A 19,629-nucleotide genomic window follows, 5' to 3' on the forward strand; every position below is an offset into this window, starting at 1 on the left:
ATCAAGGGGGCGGAATGATCAGCTTTGCGAGCAGGAAAGCCCGGCAGCATGCCGTTTTGTCGGACGATTTCGAGCGCGAGCTGACGCGGGAGGTGCTGCGCACCGAGCTGTTGCGGGTGAGGGCGCTGATCACGACGGGCTGCGTCATGGTCCTGTTCCTCACCGCAACCTATCTGATCGACCCGGCCCTCGTGAACCGGGTCTGGCGCGGGACGGAGGGCCTGGTCCGCGAATACGTCCTCTTGGCGGGCTTCATCCTCTTCGAGGTCTGGGTCCACAGCCAGATCAGGCGAAACCTCAAGCTCGATCGCGACCTGCCGGTGATCAGGCGCTATATCGGCGCCCTCATCGAAACGTCGCTGCCGACGATCATCCTGATCCTGCAGATTCGCAGCATGGGCGCGAGCCAGGCGCTCGGTTTCGTGTTGCCGCTGGCCTATTTCATTTTCATTATTCTTTCGACGCTGCGGCTCGATTTCTGGTTGTCCACCTTCACGGGATTTGTGGCCGCAGCCGAACTCTTGGCCGTCGCGCTATATTACAACTCGGCTAGCGAGGCCGGCGAGCCCCTGATCTACTTCCACTCGGTGCGCAGCACGATCATTTTGATTTGCGGCTTCCTCGCGGGCTCTGTCGGCGCGCGGCTGCGGCGGCAATTCGCCGCGAGCATCGCGGCCGCCACCGCGCGCGACCGGGTGACGAACCTGTTCGGCCAGCACGTCTCGCCGCAGGTGGTGGAGCGGCTGATGGCGGAGGGCACCAGTGCGGCCGGCGACCTTCGCCGCGTCGCCGTGATGTTCGTCGATTTCCGCGGCTTCACCGCGGGCGCACAATCGCGCTCCCCGCAGGAGGTGGTCGACCGCCTCGACGGAGCGTTCGCGGTGCTGGTCGACATCCTCGACCGCCACGGCGGCATCGTGAACAAGTTTCTCGGCGACGGTTTCCTGGCGCTGTTCGGCGCGCCGCTGGAGGCGTCCGACGCCGCGCATCGTGCGGCCGCCGCAGGCCGCGAGATGCTGACCGCGATGGACCGCATCAATGCGCACACAAGCTGGCCGCTCAAGATCGGCATCGGCATCCATATCGGCGAGGTCGTCGCCGGCAATATCGGCTCGCCACGCCGCAAGGAGTACACGGTGATCGGCGACACCGTGAACTTTGCCTCGCGACTGGAGGCGCTGAACAAGGAGTTCGGCTCGCAGCTCCTGATCTCCGCTTCCGTGCGCGAGGCGCTCGGTGACGACATTGGCGATGCCGTTGCGCTCGGCGAGGTCGAGGTGCGCGGCTATGAGCGGAAGGTCGCGGTGTTTCAACTCGGATAATGCGGATTGCACCGAGTGCTCCGAATTTTGGGGCATGACGGCGGCCGTCGGCATCTCCTAACATGCCGGCGACGCGGCCGGTCGCGGCCGCAACTTGCATGAGGAAGTGAAGATGCAGCGCCGCTACGTCACCGTCGATGTGTTCACCGACCGCGCCTTCGGAGGCAACCAGCTCGCCGTCGTGCGCGATGCCGGCGGCCTATCGACGGCGCAGATGCAGGCGATCGCAACCGAGTTCAACTATTCCGAGACGACCTTCGTGCTGCCGCCGCGCGACAACGCCAATGATGCCGAGGTGCGCATCTTCACCCCGGTTAGGGAGCTGCCCTTTGCGGGTCATCCCAACGTTGGCACCGCCTTCGTGCTGGCGACGATCGCGAAAGAGGCGAAGCCGCGCCTGCTGTTCGAGGAGAAGGCGGGCCTCGTTCCCGTCGATATCGTGCGAGAGCAGGGCCGGGTGGTCAGCACCGAGCTGACCGCGCCGCAGCCGCTGTCGCGGCTTGCGCAGTGTTCTGCCGAGGAGATCGCGGCCTGCATCTCCTTGACCACTGACGACATCAAAACCGATCGTCACGCGCCTCAAGTCGTCAGCGTCGGGACACCCTTCGTGGTGGCGGAGGTGCGTTCGCGTGACGCCGTCCGCCGCGCAAAGCCCGACGCTGCGGCGTTCGGCCGAATGCTGCCGCGCGACGGCGCCTTCGCAGTCTATTTCTACACCCGCGACGTGCCGGCGGCGGAAGCCCCATGCAAGCTCCAGGCGCGGATGTTCTTCCCCGGCGCCAGCGGCCTGATCGAGGACCCCGCGACCGGCAGCGCCACCGTTGCCGCCGCGGCGCTGTTTGCCGATCTCGATTCTACGACCGACGGCGAATTGAAGCTCACCATCGGTCAGGGCTTTGACATGGGCCGGCCGAGCCTGCTCCTGACCCGCGTGCGCAAGCAAGACGGCAAGATCGTCTCCGCCCATGTCGGCGGCAGCTGCGTGCAGATGATGGAAGGAACGTTTCGGCTGACGGGGGAGGGGTAATTGTCATTCCGGAGCGCGTTCTCTCCAGCCGTCATTCCGGGGCGCGCGTAGCGCGAGTCCGGAATCCATTGGGCCGCAGAGTCGGTGATGAATGGATTCCGGGTTCGCGCTACGCGCGCCCCGGAATGACGGGGGCCGCCAAATTCTCCACCGTCACGCCATCCCGCTCCTCGATCACCTCCGCGATCATCTGGCGGTGGCAGTGGGTGTGGTCGCGCTCATAGCAGAGCAGGCACACAGATCCGGCCTTCTTCACCAGCGCGGAGAGCTCGTCCATGTCTTCCCTGGCTTGCGGCGTCTTCAGGTGCTTTGAATAGATCTTCTCCAGCACGTCGAATTGCCCGCTGCGCGCGGCGAGGCGGCCTTCCTTCGGCGTGCCGAGCGCGGCGAGATGAACATAGGCAATGCCGCGTTCATCCAGGCCCGCGGCGAGCTGCTTCTTGGAGAAACCCGGACGGCGCGACGAGGTCACCGCGCGCACGTCGACCACGAGCTTGACACCGGCCTGCTCCAACTCGTCCAGCACCGCCTTGGGCGGCGTCTGCTCATAACCGATGGTGAAGAGCTTCTTCGCTTTTGCCATGGGACATCCTCAGCTCAGAACATGAGAGGTCGTCATGCCCGGGCTTTGTCCCGGGCATCCCACGTTCTTCGTGCCGCGCGGTAAGCCGTGGATGGCCGGGACAAGCCCGGCCACGACGTGTGCAGGCTTTGGCGCTTCTAACTCCGAGTGTCATAAAGCGACGGACCTGCGCTCAGCTCACCCGCGCGATCAGTTCCATGGCGCCGGCAGGCGCGCGGACCTTGCCCTCGTGGATGACGTAGGCGAACACGTCGCGCGGCTCTTTCTTCGGCCTGGCCTTGTCGACCTTCGGCAGGTCGTCGGGTTCACCGCCCGCGGCCCAGGCCTGGAAACGCTTGCTCCAGGCGTCGAGCTCTTTCGGCGGATAGCAGGTCTTGATCTCGTCATTGCCCTTCTGAAGCCGGGCATAGACGAAATCGCCGGCGACGTCGGCGATGGCCGGATATTTGCCGTGCTCGGCAAACACCACCGGCGTCTCGAATTCGCGGATCAGCGCGACGAAATCCGGCGTGCAGAAGCTGTCGTGGCGGACTTCCACCACATGGCGCAGCGCGCGTCCCTCGAGCTTGCGCGGCAACAGCTCGAGGAACTTGCCGAAATCGGCGCCGTCGAATTTCTTGGTCGGCGCGAACTGCCAGAGCACCGGGCCGAGATGGTCGCCGAGTTCCAGCACACCGGAATCATAGAACCGCTTGATGGAATCGCCGGCTTCGGCCAGCACCCGGCGGTTGGTCGCAAAGCGCGGCCCCTTCACCGAGAACACAAAGCCCTCCGGCACTTCACTCGCCCATTTGCGAAAGCTCTCCGGCTTCTGCGAGCCGTAATAGGTGCCGTTGATCTCGATCGAGGTCAGCTTCGACGCGGCATAGGACAGCTCCTTGGCCTGCGTCAGCTTCTCCGGATAGAACACGCCGCGCCAGGGCTCGAAGGTCCAGCCGCCGACGCCGATAAAGATGTTGCCGGATTTTTTTGACGCGGTTTTTGCTTTGGCCACGGGAGGATCTCGCATCGACGAGGAGGGGAGGGCATCATCCTAATCAAACCAGATGTGATTGGCCAGTTGCGGCGTGCGGTCTAAGCTTCGCGGCGGGATCTGCGAAAAAGGAGAACAAGATGCGGATGCTGATCGTGGGCGCGGCACTCGTCATGATGACATCTGCTGCCATGGTATCTTTGGTCATGGCTGAGGATGACGATGCGAAGGGCGCGCAGAAGCTCGCCATGCAGGGCCGCGACGATTACTGGCATTGCCTGGCGCGGGAATATTCGCGCGACAGCAATCAGGGTCTCTCGGAGCAGGATTTCGGCCGCTCGGTCGCCGGTGCCTGTCCGTCGGAGCGGCAATACTATCGAGTGGCGCTGCTCGACTATCTGACCACGCAGTATCCGGCGATCGATTCCGGGGCTCATCTCGCGACCGCGAACAGGGCGGTCGAGTCCGCGCAGAAGGATATCGTGACCGCCTTCGTCAAGCACAGGCCGCCGGCAAAGTAGGAGGGGCCCTTCCGGCCACGCGTCCATCCATGGTATCACTGGCCTCATCTGGAACAGGGATGGGCTGCTATGTCGTCTGAGTCGGTGGGGGGCATTTTTGGCGCGATCGTCGCGGCGGTGGTGCTTGCGGTCGCCGTCGTGTTCGGACCGATCGGCCAATACGGCAAGCCGGCGAAGCCCAAAGCCGACGCCGCCCCGGCTGCCATGGCGCCAGCCCCTGCGGCGCCCGCGCCCAGAGGCCCGGTAATCCGGGAAGTCCCCAATCAATAGGGGCTCGGGAAGGTACTTTGAGAGTACGTGGGGCCCTTGCAAAGCCTGTATCCCGTTCCTATCTAGCTTTTAACGGCAACGTTGAGTGACAATCTCCGTTGTTGAAACGACCTTGGAATAGCTCAGGCTGCGCCGGATGTACGCGCGCCCGTTGTTCCGGGGTCGTTGGCATTTTGGGCCCCCGTTTGCGCCATTTCCCAGAGAAACCCCGGCTTGGCATCGCAGGATACGACGGATATACGCTGCCGTCATGAATGAAGCGATCAGACCCGGCTCCGAAAATCCGCGGCAGGCCCAAGATAGGGCCCACGATCACGCCCGCGGCACGGCTTCGCGGTCGGCGGAATTGTCGGTCGTTGTCCCGACCTTCAACGAGCGCGACAACGTCACGGTGCTGTACCGGCGGCTGGAGGCGGTGCTTGCGGGCATTGCCTGGGAGGTCGTGTTCGTCGACGACAATTCACCCGACGGCACCTGGGACGTGGTGCGCGCGCTGGCCCAGCGCGACAGTCGTGTGCGCTGCATCCGCCGCATCGGCCGCCGCGGCCTGTCGGGCGCCTGCATCGAGGGCATTCTGGCCTCGAGCGCGCCCTATGCTGCGGTGATCGACGCCGATCTCCAGCATGACGAGACGCAATTGCCGAAGATGCTGTCGCTGCTCGCGAGCGGGCAGGCCGATCTCGTGGTCGGCAGCCGCTATATCGAAGGCTACAAGAGCGAAGGTTTCAACAAGCAGCGCGCCGGCGCCAGTGCGCTCGCCACCGAAGTGGCAAGGAAGGTGCTGCGGGTCGAGATCGCCGATCCCATGAGCGGCTTCTTCATGGTGCGCGCCGATCGCTTCGAGCAACTGGCCCCAAAGCTTTCCGTGCACGGTTTCAAGATCCTGCTCGACCTCGTCGCCAGCGCGAGCGGCAGCCTGCGCGCCGTCGAAATTCCCTACACGTTTGGCCAGCGCCAGCACGGCGAGAGCAAGCTCGATTCCATGGTCGCGCTGGACTTTCTCGGCCTGGTGCTGGCGAAGTTCACCAACGATGCCGTCTCGCTTCGCTTCCTGCTGTTCGCAATGGTCGGCGGCATCGGTCTCGTGGTGCATCTCACCACGCTGTTCATCGCGCTTCGGCTGTTCAAGGTGCCGTTCGCGGAGGCGCAGGCCGCCGGCGCCATCGTCGCCATGACCAGCAACTTCATCCTCAACAATTTCCTTACCTATCGCGATCAGCGACTGAAGGGCTTTGCGCTCCTGCGTGGCCTGATCGCCTTCTACATCGTGTGCAGCGTCGGCCTGCTCGCCAATGTCGGCGTCGCCTTCTCCGTGTACGACCAGGAGCCGATCTGGTGGCTGGCCGGCATGGCCGGTGCGCTGATGGGCGTGGTGTGGAATTACGCGATGTCCGGACTGTTCGTCTGGCGCAAGAAATAGCGCGCCGAGGAAGCTGACCATGGGCGGAGCTGACGCGCGGATCGTCCGCAATACCGCGCTGGTGATCCTTGCGCTGGTCGGCTTGCGGCTCGTCACGGCCGCGTTCACGCCGATCACGTTCGACGAAGCCTACTACTGGATGTGGTCGAAGAACCTGGCGGGCGGCTACTACGACCATCCGCCGATGGTTGCCTACGTGATCCGCGCCGGCACCATGATCGCCGGCGATACCGAGCTCGGCGTTCGCCTGGTCTCGATCCTGCTGGCGCTGCCGATGAGCTATGCGATCTATCGCTCGGCCGCGATCCTGTTTGGCGGCGCGCGCGTCGCCGCGACCAGCGCCATCCTGCTCAACGTGACGCTGCTGGCTGCGGTCGGCACGCTGATCGTGACGCCCGATGCGCCGCTGCTCGTCGCCTCGAGCCTCGTGCTGTTCTTTCTCGCCAAGGTGCTGGAGACCGGCCGCGGTGCCTGGTGGCTGGCCGTCGGCGTCGCCGTCGGTGCGGCGCTGCTGTCGAAATATACCGCAATGTTCTTCGGCCCCGCGATCCTGATCTGGCTCGCAGCGGTGCCGAAGCTGCGGCGCTGGTTTCTTTCGCCCTGGCCCTATCTCGGCGGGCTCGTCGCCCTGGCGCTGTTTTCGCCGGTGATCCTGTGGAATGCGGATCATCAATGGGTCTCGTTCGCAAAGCAGCTCGGGCGCGCAAAAATCGAAGACTTCCGGCCCGTCTTCATCGCCGAGCTGATCCCGACCCAGATCGCATTCGCAACCCCGCTCGTCTTCATCCTCGGGGCGATGGGGTTGCACGCGCTGACCTGGCGCAGGGCCGGCGCGCTGGCCTCGCGCGTGCTGATCGAGACCATGTTCTGGACCATCGTGGCCTATTTCGTCTGGCATTCGCTGCATGCCCGCGTCGAGGCCAATTGGTTCGCGCCGGTCTATCCGCCCTTCGTCGTCGCCGCGGCTGCCGCCGCCAATCTTGCACAGTGGAAGCCGCGCCAGCGGCGCTTGGCGGATTTCTGCCTGCGCTGGGCCGCGCCAACGGGCATCGTGATGTTTGCTGCGTTGATCGTGCAGGCCAACACCGGCTGGCTATCCGGCTATCGCCGCGATGCGACCGTGCGCAGCGTCGGGGTCGGCTGGCGCGAGCTCGCCGCCGAGATCGAGGCCGTGCGCGTGCGCACCGGTGCGACGTGCGTCCTGGCGCCGGACTACGGCACCACCGGCTGGCTCGCCTTCTATTTGCCGCGCGGCACCTGCGTCGCGCAGCAGAGCCAGCGTATCCGCTGGGTCAACATGCCCGAACCCGATCCAAAACTGCTCGCGGGCAAGCTGCTCTATCTCGACGAGCTGCGCGAGGGCGGCCGTCCGTTCCTCAACGACCTCTTTGCCCAGGTGACGCAAGTTGCGCAATTGCAACGCAAGCGCGGGCCACTCGTGGTCGAGACCTACGGCATCGATCTCTTGGAAGGCGCCAAGGGCGACGTGCTGGACCGCTCGCCGCCGCCTGAAGCGCGGTAGCGCTTTCGAAGGCTCAGCTCGTCACGTCGGCTTCGGCCGCCGGGCGTCTCGATTGACGCTCGTCGCGCCAGAACCAGACGGCGATTGTGCCGGAGCGGCCGCGAACCTGCGTGCGCAGCGGGCCTCTTAAAGTGCCGTCGGGATCACCCAGGAAATCGGCGGCATCGAGCAGCGTATCGCTCAGGGCCAATCGCGCATCGTTCTGGACGGCGACCTCCATCAACCGGCTCGCGACGTTGACGGTGTCGCCGGTCGCCGTGATGTGCTGGTGGCTCTCGCCGAGGCGGGAGGCGACGATGGGGCCGAAATGCGCGCCGATCTTGAAGCCGACCTGGTCCGCGATCTCGGGAGGCAGCGAGGCGATCCAGCGTTCGACGCTGCGGTGCAGGTCGATCGCGCACTTCAGCGCGCGAGCCGCGTCGTCCGGCATCGCGCTGGGCAGACCGAACAGGATCATGGCGCCGTCACCGAGAAAGCCGGTGACCATGCCGCCGCAATCGACCGCCGCCTTGTCGATCAGCGCATGGAATGCCTTGAGCAGATCCCGGAGCGCATCGGGATCGATCCGTTCGCTCAGGGCCGTGAAGCCGGACAGATCGATGAAGACGATGGCGGCGTTCTGCCGGACGGGCTTTGCCAGGAAATCGGGATCGCGGGCCAGCCACTCCTGCACTGCCGGCGCCTGGAATTGCGCGAGTGACCTGCTCTTGGCGGCAAGATATTGCGTGCGGCGGCCGCCGGCCCACAATTGCACGCCGGCAAACACCGCAACCGGCGGCACTGCGGCTGAGAGTATGGTCGCCGCATTCAGCCAGATGCCGTGCGTGAACGCGAGCAGGTTGAGCGCGGCCCAGGCCATCATCACCACAGCCGCGGCAAGGAGGCCGAGCGCGCTGCGGCGCCAGGCCAGCAATCCCACCAGCAGCATCGGCAGCAGAATCGCGGCGAGCGCGTCGGCGATGTGGACCTTGCGGTCGCGCACGATGCCGTCGCCGGCGACCAGATGGGTGATCGCGGTCGAAACCACCTCAACGCCGGGCATCAGGGAATCGAACGGCGTCGGATAAAAGTCGCCGCCGCCGGCGACCGCGGCGCCGATCACCACGATCCGGTTCTCGATCGCCGCGCGGTCGAGCGTGCCGTCGAACACGCTCTGCGCGCTGACGGTGCGGATGGTGCGGCGCGGGCCGTAATAGGTGATCGGCAGCGCGAAGTCGGTATCGGTCGGCACCGCGCGATCGCCGAGCATGAGATGGTCCGGCGCGATCGTCAGCGGCTTGTCCAGCGCGCGGCTCGCGACGCGCAAGGGGAACGACAGCTCGACCTTGTCGCGCGTCCGGAACAGCATCGGGACCGAGAGTGGCGAGCCCGATTGCCCCGTCGCCACGTTGACGATTCCGACCTCGGCGTGGTCGGCGAATGCGGGAAGCGGCAGCAGGAAACGCTCGGCCTGGGGCAGGGCGGCGAGAGGGTCCTCGCCGCCAGTTGCAACGGTCTCGCTGGCGGTCGGGAAGATCGCCGCGGCGGCAAGCACTATGGGACCGGTGGCCAGCGTCTGCGCCAGCGTGGCATCGCCGATCGCGGCGCTGCGGTCGACCAGGAGCAGGTCGATTGCGATGACCTTCGGCTTGAACTGCACGATGGTGTCGACGATTCGCGCGAGATCGGCGCGCGGCAGCGGATAGCTGCCGCCGCGCTTCACCACGGTGTTGTCGATCGCGACGATGGTGACGAGATCGGGCGGACGCTGCACGCCGCGGGCGAGCGTGCGCAGGTCCGTCAGTGTTGCCTCGAGACGATCGAGAAAACGCAGATGGCCATTGGTGTGGCCGGCATAGATGCCGCCGCCCCACAGCGCGGTGAGGACGAGGGCCACCAGGATCTGAACGCGTCGACTATTCATTCCGTCGTTCTGCAATCTACTTTTTGACCAAGCCTTACTGATCAAGTCCTATTGTCCAGGTCTTATTGTCCAGGTCTTATTGACCCAGCCTTGCCATCAGCGCGTCGATCCGCGGCTGGCCCCATTGTTTGACGGTCAGCGGACCGCTCGCCTCGACGTCGACGCCTTCGCCGGGCCCGAGCACGACGCCACGTCCGCGAGCCCTGCGATTCACGCCGACACGACCGTCGGCGACAAACACGGAGGTCTTGGCGTCAGCGACATCGACGGCCCATCGGGTGCCGCGCACCGCGGCGATCGCCTGCGGCGTCAGCACCTTGAAGGGATGGCCGCCCGGCTTCTTGGGAACCTCGATCAGCAGGGCTTTGCTGCTCAACTCCACGGAGTCAATATGTCCGTCGCGGTTGGCGTCCTTAAGTTCAAATCTGGCGCCATTTTCTGCGACGATGGTGATGCCGTTGTCACAGCGCCAGGTCTGTGTGCCGGCGGCCGACGCCGACGGCGTGCAACCCTTATTGGCTGCAGGCTGCGCGGCTGCGTATCCGGTCAACAAAAACGAAGACGCCAGAGCGAAAAACCCGGCGCGCGCGACGCTTCTCGCGACGCTTGTCATGGCAGCCTCCAATTCGTGCGCGGCACGTTTCAGGGCGATGTTGATACGGTACCGTATCACACGCGGAGGCTGCTGAATAGTGCCGGCAAGGGGAGCTATTTTCTCGTCCGGCCCATGTCCAGATTGCGCGCGATCAACTTTCGGTCAGCCTGAGTTCGCCAGCCTCGCGCAACGCTCCGGCGCTATGGTCTGGCGAGGTTGGAAGACCACGAAAATGACGTGGTTGGATGTGCCTTAGGAGCTGGCCAGAGCCATGGGGTGACTGCGCCAGGTCGGCCGAGAAACATGGTTAACAGATGCGTCTAAGTCCGTATTTCTGCGGGTTTTTTCTCGAAATGGGACAGCGCTGACCCGCCGCCCCAGATCCGCCCGAACTTAATCCGCATTTAACTAAAAGTCGCCTTAATGACGCTCCGACCCTCTGCGAGATGCTGGCTTCGGAACGTGACCAGCAGCGGCACTTCGAAGGGGGACTGAGTGACACCGTCCTGGACGCAAGGCGAATGAGTACGAGTATCGCTGCGCAGAGTAACGCGGCACGGAAGTCCAAGAAGTTCTCGAAGCATTCTCTTCGGAAGCCTTCCCGGAAAATGACCACCCAAAACGTGCTCGGCGCCGCCGCGATCGGCTGCGTCGTGCTTGGCGCCGGCTGGACCGTCTACAGCAACATCTTCGCCGCCAGCGTCTATCCGACCGTCGGCAGCCTCCGTTACGACGAGCCCGTGATCAAGCGCGCACCCAGGGTCGTGCTGCGCGAGGCGGGCGAGGCGGTCAAGGAAGCCTTTGCGCTTCTACCCGACCGGCTGCAGGTGGCAGCGCCGATCTCCCGCGAGATGTTCAACGAGCGTTTTGCCGCGGCGGCGACGCAAGGCGTGGAATCGAATGCGGCGAGCGCCGTCGGCCAGGCTCCCGCAACGAAGATTGCCGAAGCCAAGGATACTGCCAAGGATACTGCAAAGGACGCTGCCAAGGACTCGGCGAAGCCGACCGTGATGGCGAAGGTCGCGGAGGCGCTGAAGCCGCTGAGCCCGACCAAGGTCGCTGACAAGATTGCCGACAAGGTCGGCGATGTTGCGAAGGCCAAGCGCGCGGATGCGCCTGTGCAGCTCGCCTCAGCCGACCCGGCCGAGATCGTGCCGGCACCTGAGGCCAAGCCGGCAAAATCCTTCGCCGATCGCGCCAAGGCGGCGGTGATGTCGATCACCGGGCCGCGGCAGTCGATGGTTGAAAAGCTCTGGGGCAAGCGCGAGCCGTCCGGCGGGCTCCTGGCTTATGCGTCGGCCGATGCCAGCGTGACCGCGAGCATCGCGCCCAGGGAGCAGAACCCGATGCTCGGCGGTTCGGCGCCCTATGAGCGCGACACCGCGGTCTACGACATCTCTGCCAAGGCGGTATATCTGCCCGACGGCACCAAGCTCGAGGCGCATTCCGGCCTCGGCTCCAATCTCGACGATCCGCGCTCCTCGCGGGTGCGCATGCGCGGCGTGACGCCGCCGCACATCTACACGCTGAAGCCGCGTGAAGCTCTGTTCCACGGCGTGCCCGCGCTACGCCTGACCCCGATCGGCGGCGAGAACGCGATCTACGGTCGCGACGGCCTGCTCGCCCACACCTTCATGCTCGGTCCGAACGGCGATTCCAACGGCTGCGTGTCGTTCAAGGACTATTACGCGTTCCTCGACGCCTACCGCAACAAGGGCATCCGCAAGCTCGCGGTGCTGGCGCGGGTGGACTGATCTCGGCCTAAGCCGCGAGCGTCTTGCGTAGCGCCATCTCGGTGGCAATCGCCTCGCGCACGGCAGGCCGCGCCTGCATCCGTTCGAGATAGGCCGACAACGATGGCCATTGTGCGATGTCGACGCCTGCGGGACGGAGCACCAGCAAGGCCCAGGTGAGGTGAGCATCCGCGGCGGTGAAGCGGTCGCCGACGAGGAATTCGCGGTCCGCCAGATGCGCTGATGGCACCGACAATGTCGGTGTTATTCTTGCACGCGGCTTGGAGAGCGATCCGTCATCCTTGTACCAGAAAGTCGGATACAGAAATCCCTTGTGGATCTCGGCGCCGATGAAGCTCAACCATTCCTGGAGGCGATAGCGGTCGGGATCGCCGAATGCGGGAGCGAGGCCGGTCGCCGGCTTCAAATCGGCGATGTATTGCAGCACCGCCGCACTTTCGGTCAGCCGCTCGCCGTTCTCCAGCACCAGCACTGGCACGGCGCCCTTCGGTGAAACGCCGCGGAAGTCGCTGTCGTCGTCCACGACCTTCTTCGTCCAGATGTGAGCGAAGTGATATTGCGCATCCAGGCCGGCCTCCAGCAGCGCGATACGGCTGGAGAGCGAACAGGCCATTGGAAAGAAATAGAGTTGCAGCATCGCGCGCTCCGTCATTTCAGTGCATCGCTGCGCGCAATCAGCGCGAAGCGGTCCGACAATTCGGCCAGCGCGACCTCGTGAATGATCCTTGCGGCCAACGTTCCGCCGCGCCCGTCGGGCAGATCGCGGGTGGCGCAGGCATCGGCCGCGATGGTGGTGCGCAGGCCGAGGTCGAGCGCAGCGCGCGCGGTCGAGCTCACGCACATGTGGGTCATGAAGCCCACCAGCACGATGTCGTTGCGTCCGGTCGCAGCTAACCGGGTTTGCAGATCGGTGCCGGCAAAGGAGTTCGGCAGCGCCTTCTCGATCACCGGCTCGCTCGCCAGCGGTGCCAGGCTCGCAACGATGGCGCCGCGCTCGGCCTCGCGGTCAAACAGGCTGCCGGCGCGGCCCTTGTGCGCGACGTGGAAGATCGCCGCGCCGCTCTGCCTGGCACGTCCGAGCAGGCGGACGGCCGCGGCGATCGCGGTCTCCGCATCCGGCAGCGCCAGCGGGCCGGCGCGATATTCGTTCTGGATGTCGATCAGCACGAGGCAGGATTCGCCAAGCTTCGGCGGATTGAGATCAGCACCGGCGAGTTCGAGCAGGGTTTTTGGAGCAGTCATTTGCAGTCAGGCCTTTCAACACGAGCAGTTGGCGCTGACACTAGCCCGGCCGCCGCCTGCCATTGTGCAGGACTATTGCAGCATATGGCTGCAAATTTGCAGGAATCGACGTCGCCTGTTAAGCTCGCCGCGATGAACTGGGACGATCTGCGCATCATCGCTGCGGTCAGGGACGAGGGCACCTATGCCGGCGCCAGCGCGCGGCTGCGCATCGACGAGACCACCGTGGGGCGCAGGCTCGCGCGGATCCAGCGCGATCTCGGCGTGCCGCTGTTCGAGGCCGCCGACGGGCTGCGACGGCCGACGCGGCATTGCGAGGCGGTGCTCGCGCATGTCGGCGCGATGGCGGCGCATGTCGCGGCGATCGACCGCCTGCGCGAGAGCCAGCCGGGTCCGGTCGGCCGCCTGCGCATCGCGTCGACCAGTTCGGTCGCCGAGGAGCTGCTGGCGCCGCGCGCGGCAAAATTCCTCGGCGACAATCCGGGCCTGACGCTGCAATTCCTGACCTCGAGCGAGAACGTCAAATTCTCGCGCTGGCAGGCCGACCTCGCCATCCGGCTGCGCAAGCCGGAGAAGGGCGATTTCACGATCTCGAAGCTCGCAGAGGTGCGGCTGTATTTCTTCGAGCCGGCCGAGGCGGCCGATACCGCATCGATCGTCTGCGCCTATCCGGACGAGCTTGATGCGATCCCGGAGCAGCAGTTCCTGCGTGCCAGGCGGCTGAAGGCCGCGCGCTGCGTCACCGACAACGTTCGAATCATCCGCACGATGATCTCATCGCATCAGGCCATCGGCGTACTGCCCGAACACAATTGCGGATCGCTGCTGGCCGACCGCAGTTTGCGCGCGACTTTGCTCGCCAAGCGCCGCGACGTCTGGCTGCTCGTGCAGAACCATCTCAAGCGCGATCCCGCGACGCGCCTTGCCATCGCGTGGGTGCGGCATTGCTTCAAGGATATCGGCTTCAAGGATCTCGGGCCGCGCCTGATGCGATCTGTCGCTTCACGAAATTGAAGGCGAGCCGCGCATCGAGCGGTTGGGGAAGGTGCGGTAAGTGTCCCCCGCTCGTCATTCCGGGGCGCGCCCTCTTGGGCGCGTGCCCGGCGTCCGTTGGCCCGCAAGCTCAGCGCGTGAGTTCAAGGCAACGCGCGCGAATTGGTGCGAGTTTTCGCTCTGGGGTAGCGCCGTGCCGGGGTAGCTGCTAGGCAGAGCCTAGGCAAAGGTGGCGGGCGGAATCTGGAATGTCGAGCACGGAGCCGAATGATGCGATGGCAGGATCGTCTCCCCTTCTGACGATCTGGTGGAGACCGCGACAGGCGATCAAGGACGTTGTCGCCAAGACGCCAAGTCCCATGGTGCTGCCTTTCGCTGCGCTTGGAGGCGCTGCATCCGCTGTCAGTTGGTTGCTGAGCGTGGGAATCGATCAGTCCTTGGCTGACTGGCGCGTACTCCTTGTCTGCCTCGTTGGTGGCGGCGCTCTCAGCGTCCTTAATGTGTACATCGCCGGCTGGGTTGCCGCGGGTGTTGGACGGCTCATGGGCGGGGCCGCATCTGCGGCGAAACTGCGCGCCGTCCTCGCGTGGGGGATGTTGCCCGCCATTGCAGGCGCCGCATTGGCGATAGCGGTGGTTCTTGGCTTGCGCGTCGTTGGTGCCGGCGCATCATCGCTACCGGGGGCGCTGGCGCTTGCGGTCGGCCTTTGCAGTCTGTGGTCAATTGTGATGACGCTGTTGATGCTGGGCAGAGTGGAGGGGTTCGACTTCTTTCGCAGCTTCGTGACCTATGGGATATCCGCGCTCTGTCTGCCCGCGGTTCTCGCGTTGCTGATCAGGACGTTTCTGTTTCAACCGTTCAGCGTACCGTCGGCATCGAACATTCCCACCTTGCTGCCTGGCGACTACGTCTTCGCAAACAAATTTGCGTATGGATACAGCCGCTTTTCGTTGCCATTCGCACTGGCCTCGTTTTCGGGCCGCGTGTTCGGCTCCGAGCCCGCGCTTGGGGACATGGTCGTCTTTCGTCTGCCGAAAGATGAAAGCACCGACTACGTCAAGCGCGTGGTTGGATTGCCTAGAGATCGCATCCAGATGAAGGAAGGCGAGCTCCTGATCAACGGGGTGGCCGTGCAACGCGAGCGTTTGCGTGATGTCATCGGAGATGATGCGTGCGGCCCCGGGAAGGCGAGTGCCAAACGCTGGCGCGAGACGCTGCCGAACGGCGCAAGCTACGACACGCTCGACTGCATCGACATCGGTTACTACGACAATACCACCGTCTACACTGTGCCGGCAGGGCACCTGTTCATGCTCGGCGACAACCGGGACAACTCGACCGACAGCCGTGTCATGTCGGCCGTGGGCTACATTCCGATCGAGAACGTCGTTGGCCGAGTGGGGATGATCTTCTTCTCGATGGCCGCGGGCACACGGGAGCAACCGTCCAGCATCCGATACGAGCGGATAGGTACGATCGTGCGGTGATGCTCGTCATTCCGGGGCGGCGCAAAGCGCCGAGCCCGGAATCCATTGATCCACAAGCTCAGCTCGCAATTTGCGGATACAGATCAATCCACTCGGGATTTTCGATAAGCCGGATCTTCCACTCCCAAGGAGGTAGACGTAATAGGCCATGCGCAAGTGGTGAAATGGATTCTCAGATGCGCAATTGCGCATCGTAGCTCGCGACTGCGTCGCGCCCCGGAATGAAACAAAATACCACCTGTGAGTGCATTGTCAAAAAACAAAAACCCCGGCATCGCTGCCGGGGTTTCGCATTCTTGGCTTTGCCTGAACGGCTGGATCAGAAGTCCATGCCGCCCATGCCGCCGCCCGGAGGCATCGCGGGGCCTGCGCCGCCCTTCTTGGGCAGCTCGGCGACCATGGCTTCCGTGGTGATCAAGAGAGCTGCAACCGAGGCTGCGTTCTGGATCGCGGTGCGCACCACCTTGGTCGGGTCGATGATGCCCTTCTTGACGAGGTCGCCATATTCGCCGGTCTGCGAGTCGAAGCCGTAAGCGTAGGCCTTGTTCTCGAGGATCTTGCCGACGATGACGGAGCCGTCTTCACCGGCGTTGATCGCGATCTGGCGGGCCGGCGAGGAGAGCGCCTTGCGCACGATCTCGACGCCGGTCTTCTGGTCGTCGTTCTTGGTGCGCAGGCCCTTGAGCTGCTCGGAGGCACGGAGCAGGGCGACGCCGCCGCCCGGGACGATGCCTTCCTCGACAGCCGCGCGGGTCGCATGCATCGCGTCATCAACGCGGTCCTTGCGCTCCTTCACCTCGACCTCGGTCGCGCCGCCGACGCGGATCACCGCGACGCCGCCCGCGAGCTTGGCGAGACGCTCCTGGAGCTTCTCACGGTCGTAGTCCGAGGTGGTCTCCTCGATCTGCGCCTTGATCTGCGACACGCGCGCCTCGATGTCGGCCTTCTTGCCGGCGCCGTTGACGATCGTGGTGTTCTCCTTGTCGATCATCACCTTCTTGGCGCGACCGAGCATGTTGAGAGTGACGTTCTCGAGCTTGATGCCGAGATCTTCCGAGATCGCCTGGCCGCCGGTCAGGATCGCGATGTCCTGCAGCATGGCCTTGCGGCGATCGCCGAAGCCCGGAGCCTTGACGGCTGCGACCTTGAGGCCGCCGCGCAGGCGGTTGACGACGAGGGTGGCAAGGGCTTCGCCTTCGACGTCCTCGGCGACGATAATCAGCGGCTTGCCGGTCTGCACCACGGCCTCGAGCAGCGGCAGCAGCTCGTTCAGCGAGGAGAGCTTCTTCTCGTTGATGAGGATGTAGGCGTCGTCCATCTCAACGCGCATCTTGTCGGCGTTGGTGACGAAGTAGGGCGAGATGTAGCCGCGGTCGAACTGCATGCCCTCGACGACGTCAAGCTCGGTCTCGAGCGACTTGGCTTCCTCGACGGTGATGACACCCTCGTTGCCGACCTTCTTCATGGCGTCGGAGAGGAACTTGCCGATCTCGGCATCGCCGTTGGCGGAGATGGTGCCGACCTGGGCGATCTCGTCGTTCGAGGTGACCTTCTTCGAGTTCTTCTGAAGATCCGCAACCACAGCTTCGACCGCGAGGTCGATGCCGCGCTTGAGGTCCATCGGGTTCATGCCGGCGGCAACCGACTTGGCGCCTTCACGCACAATCGCGGCCGCCAGAACGGTGGCGGTGGTGGTGCCGTCGCCGGCCGCGTCAGCGGACTTGGAGGCGACTTCGCGCACCATCTGGGCGCCCATGTTCTCGAACTTGTCCTCGAGCTCGATCTCCTTGGCGACGGTGACGCCGTCCTTGGTGATGCGGGGCGCGCCGAACGACTTGTCGAGCACGACGTTGCGGCCCTTGGGGCCCAGCGTCACCTTGACCGCGTTGGCGAGAATGTCGACGCCGCGCAGCATGCGATCGCGCGCGTCGACGGAGAATTTGACTTCTTTAGCTGCCATCTGGATTTTTCCTTAGGTGTTGATCTGGGTGGGAGAGGGGGCTCTTAGGCCGCCTTCTTCTTGGACTCGCTGACCTCGAGAACGCCCATGACGTCGCTCTCCTTCATGATCAGCAGGTCCTGGCCGTCGATCTTGACTTCGGTGCCGGACCACTTGCCGAACAGCACGCGGTCGCCGACCTTCAGGTCGATCGGGATCAGCTTGCCGGCCTCGTCACGGCCACCCGGCCCGACGGCGACGATTTCGCCCTGGGACGGCTTTTCCTTGGCAGTGTCGGGAATGATGATGCCGCCAGCGGTCTTCTCTTCTGCGTCGATGCGCTTGACCACGACGCGGTCGTGAAGCGGACGGAATTTCATGCAGTCCTCCTAAGCAATTGCTCGGGTTGATGATTTCAGATTGTTAGCAGTCGATGCCCGCGAGTGCTAGTGCGGGTGCAGCTGAAATAGGCCAGGATTTTCGCGGGGGCAAGGGCTTCTAGCAGAAAAATCAGCACTCAGAAGCGCGGTCTGCCAGAATTCTTTACCATCGTTAACCGGACTTGGCCCGTCCTTGGGGTCCGTGTTAGCACGGTGCCGCATCTGCTGCTAACGCATTGAATTTCAACAGCTTGTTAAACTTTTAGGCTTGAGATGGATTATCAGTTTGCGTCACATTTCTCTCATGTGAGCGCATCTCCACCGGGTGGCTCGTAAGCAGCGTAACCGGAAAAGCCACCCCTTGAATGCGCTCCCGCAAAGGAGGTTGGCATGGGCTTGCGGAGTGGGGCCGTTTCCGACGATTTCCGGAAACAGCTGTTGGGTTACGGGCTGACGACGGCGCAAATTCTCTATCGCATGCCGGATCATCCCTCGCTGCTTCAGACTTACGTCTGGCAGAACTACGACATGTTTCCGAAATTCCCGGCGCTGAAGGATTTCCTGGCGTTCTGGCAACAGAAGCTTGACGGACCCCTCCACTCGGTCACGGTGGCGCATTCCAAGCTGATCAAGCCGGCCGAGCTGCGCGCCGTGGACGGGGAGTTCCGGCTGCATTGACGGCGAGGTTCTGTAGGGTGGGTTAGCGAAGCGTAACCCACCACTCTTTGTCTCCGCGGACGCGAAAGAGGTGGGTTACGCCTTCGGCTAACCCACCCTACCAAACTCGTTTCCGTGCTAGCCTCTCCCATAACAACAACGGGACGCAGCCCATGTCCAAGAAGGCAAAATCGCGCAGCGCGGCACAGGCCGCGGTGAAGAAGCGGAGTGGCACCAAGGCCGCGGCGCGATCATCGGCACGCAAGACAGTGAAGTCGAAGGCGCGTGCGACACCGGCCAAGTCATCTGTGAAGAAGCCCGCTCGGCCCAGGCAGCGCATCGCGATCAGCCATCACCGCGAGGAAGACTTCAAGGCCGACGGCCTGCGTGCGTACGCCAAATATCGCGACCTCGGCATTGCCGACGCGACCCACGGCCTCGCGCAGGCGCACGTGATCCGCCTGCAGGGCCCGTGCAATCCGGCGGAAGTCTCAAAGCTGCACTTCCACGCCGTCGACTTCCAGATGGTCTACGTGCTCAAGGGTTGGGTGAAGACCTACATGGACGGGCAGGGCGAGACCTTGATGAAACAAGGCAGCGCCTGGACCCAGCCGCCGAAGATCAAGCACATGATTTTGGATTATTCGGACGATGTCGAACTGCTGGAGGTGATCCTGCCGGCGGAGTTCAAGACGGTGGAGTTGACGGCGTAAGGGCAAGACTCTCTCCGTCGTCATTGCGAGGAGCCCTTGCGTCGAAGCAATCCAGACTGTTTCCGCAGATGCATTTCTGGATTGCTTCGGCTCCTCAAGCCGGTCCCAACTCGCAATGACGAGTTACTTGTAGCCCGGATGGAGCGCAGCGAAATCCGGGACAGTGTGTCCGTTGCAGGCAGTCTTCCCGGATTGCGCTACGAGACTGGGCAGGAATTTGTTTTGCGTACCCCACTAAGCGGGCGAACCGAATTCCAGGCAGAAACCAGCTTTTGGTCGGAACATCAGGGTCTGGAGCCCGGCTATTATCGCTGAAGCGATGTTGAGC

General features: G+C 64.1%; 19 protein-coding genes. 11 read left to right on the top strand and 8 right to left on the bottom strand.

The genetic code is table 11. From position 1 onward, the window contains the following. Positions 1-14 precede the first annotated feature (14 nt). On the top strand, positions 15-1,322 hold the full coding sequence (locus GWG65_RS04845; RefSeq protein ID WP_275194263.1) for an adenylate/guanylate cyclase domain-containing protein: 1,308 nt from the start codon (positions 15-17) through the stop codon (positions 1,320-1,322). Positions 1,323-1,434: 112 nt separating this feature from the next. Next, positions 1,435-2,349, top strand: a complete 915-nt coding sequence (locus GWG65_RS04850) for a PhzF family phenazine biosynthesis protein (RefSeq protein WP_275194264.1) — start codon at positions 1,435-1,437, stop codon at positions 2,347-2,349. 109 nt (positions 2,350-2,458) lie between these two features. Here the strand turns inward: GWG65_RS04850 and GWG65_RS04855 are convergent, their stop codons facing one another. Both GWG65_RS04855 and GWG65_RS04860 read right to left on the bottom strand, forming a co-directional pair. Then, positions 2,459-2,932 (bottom strand): DUF488 domain-containing protein, encoded by a 474-nt coding sequence (locus GWG65_RS04855; RefSeq protein ID WP_275194265.1) that lies wholly within the window; start codon positions 2,930-2,932, stop codon positions 2,459-2,461. Positions 2,933-3,104: 172 nt separating this feature from the next. Then, positions 3,105-3,941 (bottom strand): DUF72 domain-containing protein, encoded by an 837-nt coding sequence (locus tag GWG65_RS04860; RefSeq protein WP_275194266.1) that lies wholly within the window; start codon positions 3,939-3,941, stop codon positions 3,105-3,107. Positions 3,942-4,045: 104 nt separating this feature from the next. Here GWG65_RS04860 and GWG65_RS04865 point away from each other — a divergent pair, with 104 nt between their 5' ends. The 4 genes from GWG65_RS04865 to GWG65_RS04880 all read left to right on the top strand — a co-directional run bounded on the left by GWG65_RS04865 (position 4,046) and on the right by GWG65_RS04880 (position 7,638). Next, a complete protein-coding gene (locus tag GWG65_RS04865; RefSeq protein WP_275194267.1) occupies positions 4,046-4,426 on the top strand; it encodes a hypothetical protein in 381 nt (126 codons plus the stop codon). A gap of 69 nt (positions 4,427-4,495) precedes the next feature. Next, on the top strand, positions 4,496-4,696 hold the full coding sequence (locus tag GWG65_RS04870) for a hypothetical protein (protein WP_275194268.1): 201 nt from the start codon (positions 4,496-4,498) through the stop codon (positions 4,694-4,696). A gap of 250 nt (positions 4,697-4,946) precedes the next feature. Further along, positions 4,947-6,116 (top strand): glycosyltransferase family 2 protein, encoded by a 1,170-nt coding sequence (locus tag GWG65_RS04875; protein ID WP_275194269.1) that lies wholly within the window; start codon positions 4,947-4,949, stop codon positions 6,114-6,116. A gap of 19 nt (positions 6,117-6,135) precedes the next feature. Further along, entirely contained in the window at positions 6,136-7,638 is a 1,503-nt protein-coding gene (locus GWG65_RS04880; protein ID WP_275194270.1) for a glycosyltransferase family 39 protein, read from the top strand. A gap of 13 nt (positions 7,639-7,651) precedes the next feature. Here the strand turns inward: GWG65_RS04880 and GWG65_RS04885 are convergent, their stop codons facing one another. Both GWG65_RS04885 and GWG65_RS04890 read right to left on the bottom strand, forming a co-directional pair. Continuing rightward, positions 7,652-9,541 (bottom strand): adenylate/guanylate cyclase domain-containing protein, encoded by a 1,890-nt coding sequence (locus GWG65_RS04885; RefSeq protein WP_275194271.1) that lies wholly within the window; start codon positions 9,539-9,541, stop codon positions 7,652-7,654. A 76-nt stretch (positions 9,542-9,617) separates the two neighbouring features. Continuing rightward, positions 9,618-10,154 carry a FecR domain-containing protein gene (locus GWG65_RS04890; protein WP_275194272.1) on the bottom strand — a complete coding sequence of 179 codons (537 nt, stop codon included), beginning with the start codon at positions 10,152-10,154 and terminating at the stop codon, positions 9,618-9,620. A gap of 590 nt (positions 10,155-10,744) precedes the next feature. On the opposite strand from GWG65_RS04890, the gene GWG65_RS04895 reads away from it, so the two are divergent. Beyond that, positions 10,745-11,890, top strand: coding sequence for a tlde1 domain-containing protein (locus GWG65_RS04895; RefSeq protein ID WP_275194273.1), 1,146 nt, complete (start codon positions 10,745-10,747; stop codon positions 11,888-11,890). 7 nt (positions 11,891-11,897) lie between these two features. Here the strand turns inward: GWG65_RS04895 and GWG65_RS04900 are convergent, their stop codons facing one another. Continuing rightward, entirely contained in the window at positions 11,898-12,527 is a 630-nt protein-coding gene (locus GWG65_RS04900) for a glutathione S-transferase N-terminal domain-containing protein (protein WP_275194274.1), read from the bottom strand. 11 nt (positions 12,528-12,538) lie between these two features. Next, a complete protein-coding gene (locus GWG65_RS04905; RefSeq protein WP_275194275.1) occupies positions 12,539-13,132 on the bottom strand; it encodes a cysteine hydrolase family protein in 594 nt (197 codons plus the stop codon). A 132-nt stretch (positions 13,133-13,264) separates the two neighbouring features. Here GWG65_RS04905 and GWG65_RS04910 point away from each other — a divergent pair, with 132 nt between their 5' ends. Both GWG65_RS04910 and lepB read left to right on the top strand, forming a co-directional pair. Further along, on the top strand, positions 13,265-14,146 hold the full coding sequence (locus GWG65_RS04910; protein WP_275194287.1) for a LysR family transcriptional regulator: 882 nt from the start codon (positions 13,265-13,267) through the stop codon (positions 14,144-14,146). Positions 14,147-14,853: 707 nt separating this feature from the next. Then, a complete protein-coding gene (lepB, locus tag GWG65_RS04915; protein WP_275194288.1) occupies positions 14,854-15,612 on the top strand; it encodes a signal peptidase I in 759 nt (252 codons plus the stop codon). 319 nt (positions 15,613-15,931) lie between these two features. Here the strand turns inward: lepB and groL are convergent, their stop codons facing one another. Further along, on the bottom strand, positions 15,932-17,572 hold the full coding sequence (groL, locus tag GWG65_RS04920; protein WP_275194276.1) for a chaperonin GroEL: 1,641 nt from the start codon (positions 17,570-17,572) through the stop codon (positions 15,932-15,934). Positions 17,573-17,616: 44 nt separating this feature from the next. Beyond that, positions 17,617-17,931 carry a co-chaperone GroES gene (locus GWG65_RS04925; protein WP_148741152.1) on the bottom strand — a complete coding sequence of 105 codons (315 nt, stop codon included), beginning with the start codon at positions 17,929-17,931 and terminating at the stop codon, positions 17,617-17,619. Between the two features lie 390 nt (positions 17,932-18,321). Here GWG65_RS04925 and GWG65_RS04930 point away from each other — a divergent pair, with 390 nt between their 5' ends. Further along, positions 18,322-18,609, top strand: coding sequence for an usg protein (locus GWG65_RS04930; RefSeq protein WP_275194277.1), 288 nt, complete (start codon positions 18,322-18,324; stop codon positions 18,607-18,609). Positions 18,610-18,761: 152 nt separating this feature from the next. Beyond that, on the top strand, positions 18,762-19,301 hold the full coding sequence (locus GWG65_RS04935; RefSeq protein ID WP_275194278.1) for a cupin domain-containing protein: 540 nt from the start codon (positions 18,762-18,764) through the stop codon (positions 19,299-19,301). The last annotated feature ends 328 nt before the right edge of the window (positions 19,302-19,629 follow it).

Origin of the sequence: Bradyrhizobium sp. CSA207, assembly GCF_029051685.1 — a bacterium.
GTDB lineage: Bacteria > Pseudomonadota > Alphaproteobacteria > Rhizobiales > Xanthobacteraceae > Bradyrhizobium.

What these genes read in the sequence shown, in the direction of transcription:
- groL (WP_275194276.1), bottom strand. Translation starts at nt 17,572, where the DNA reads ATGGCAGCTAAAGAAGTCAAATTCTCCGTCGACGCGCGCGATCGCATG.
- GWG65_RS04885 (WP_275194271.1), bottom strand. Translation starts at nt 9,541, where the DNA reads ATGAATAGTCGACGCGTTCAGATCCTGGTGGCCCTCGTCCTCACCGCG.
- GWG65_RS04895 (WP_275194273.1), top strand. Translation starts at nt 10,745, where the DNA reads ATGACCACCCAAAACGTGCTCGGCGCCGCCGCGATCGGCTGCGTCGTG.
- GWG65_RS04860 (WP_275194266.1), bottom strand. Translation starts at nt 3,941, where the DNA reads ATGCGAGATCCTCCCGTGGCCAAAGCAAAAACCGCGTCAAAAAAATCC.
- lepB (WP_275194288.1), top strand. Translation starts at nt 14,854, where the DNA reads ATGACGCTGTTGATGCTGGGCAGAGTGGAGGGGTTCGACTTCTTTCGC.
- GWG65_RS04865 (WP_275194267.1), top strand. Translation starts at nt 4,046, where the DNA reads ATGCGGATGCTGATCGTGGGCGCGGCACTCGTCATGATGACATCTGCT.
- GWG65_RS04870 (WP_275194268.1), top strand. Translation starts at nt 4,496, where the DNA reads ATGTCGTCTGAGTCGGTGGGGGGCATTTTTGGCGCGATCGTCGCGGCG.
- GWG65_RS04850 (WP_275194264.1), top strand. Translation starts at nt 1,435, where the DNA reads ATGCAGCGCCGCTACGTCACCGTCGATGTGTTCACCGACCGCGCCTTC.
- GWG65_RS04925 (WP_148741152.1), bottom strand. Translation starts at nt 17,931, where the DNA reads ATGAAATTCCGTCCGCTTCACGACCGCGTCGTGGTCAAGCGCATCGAC.
- GWG65_RS04935 (WP_275194278.1), top strand. Translation starts at nt 18,762, where the DNA reads ATGTCCAAGAAGGCAAAATCGCGCAGCGCGGCACAGGCCGCGGTGAAG.
- GWG65_RS04890 (WP_275194272.1), bottom strand. Translation starts at nt 10,154, where the DNA reads ATGACAAGCGTCGCGAGAAGCGTCGCGCGCGCCGGGTTTTTCGCTCTG.
- GWG65_RS04905 (WP_275194275.1), bottom strand. Translation starts at nt 13,132, where the DNA reads ATGACTGCTCCAAAAACCCTGCTCGAACTCGCCGGTGCTGATCTCAAT.
- GWG65_RS04855 (WP_275194265.1), bottom strand. Translation starts at nt 2,932, where the DNA reads ATGGCAAAAGCGAAGAAGCTCTTCACCATCGGTTATGAGCAGACGCCG.
- GWG65_RS04930 (WP_275194277.1), top strand. Translation starts at nt 18,322, where the DNA reads ATGGGCTTGCGGAGTGGGGCCGTTTCCGACGATTTCCGGAAACAGCTG.
- GWG65_RS04880 (WP_275194270.1), top strand. Translation starts at nt 6,136, where the DNA reads ATGGGCGGAGCTGACGCGCGGATCGTCCGCAATACCGCGCTGGTGATC.
- GWG65_RS04845 (WP_275194263.1), top strand. Translation starts at nt 15, where the DNA reads ATGATCAGCTTTGCGAGCAGGAAAGCCCGGCAGCATGCCGTTTTGTCG.
- GWG65_RS04900 (WP_275194274.1), bottom strand. Translation starts at nt 12,527, where the DNA reads ATGCTGCAACTCTATTTCTTTCCAATGGCCTGTTCGCTCTCCAGCCGT.
- GWG65_RS04910 (WP_275194287.1), top strand. Translation starts at nt 13,265, where the DNA reads ATGAACTGGGACGATCTGCGCATCATCGCTGCGGTCAGGGACGAGGGC.
- GWG65_RS04875 (WP_275194269.1), top strand. Translation starts at nt 4,947, where the DNA reads ATGAATGAAGCGATCAGACCCGGCTCCGAAAATCCGCGGCAGGCCCAA.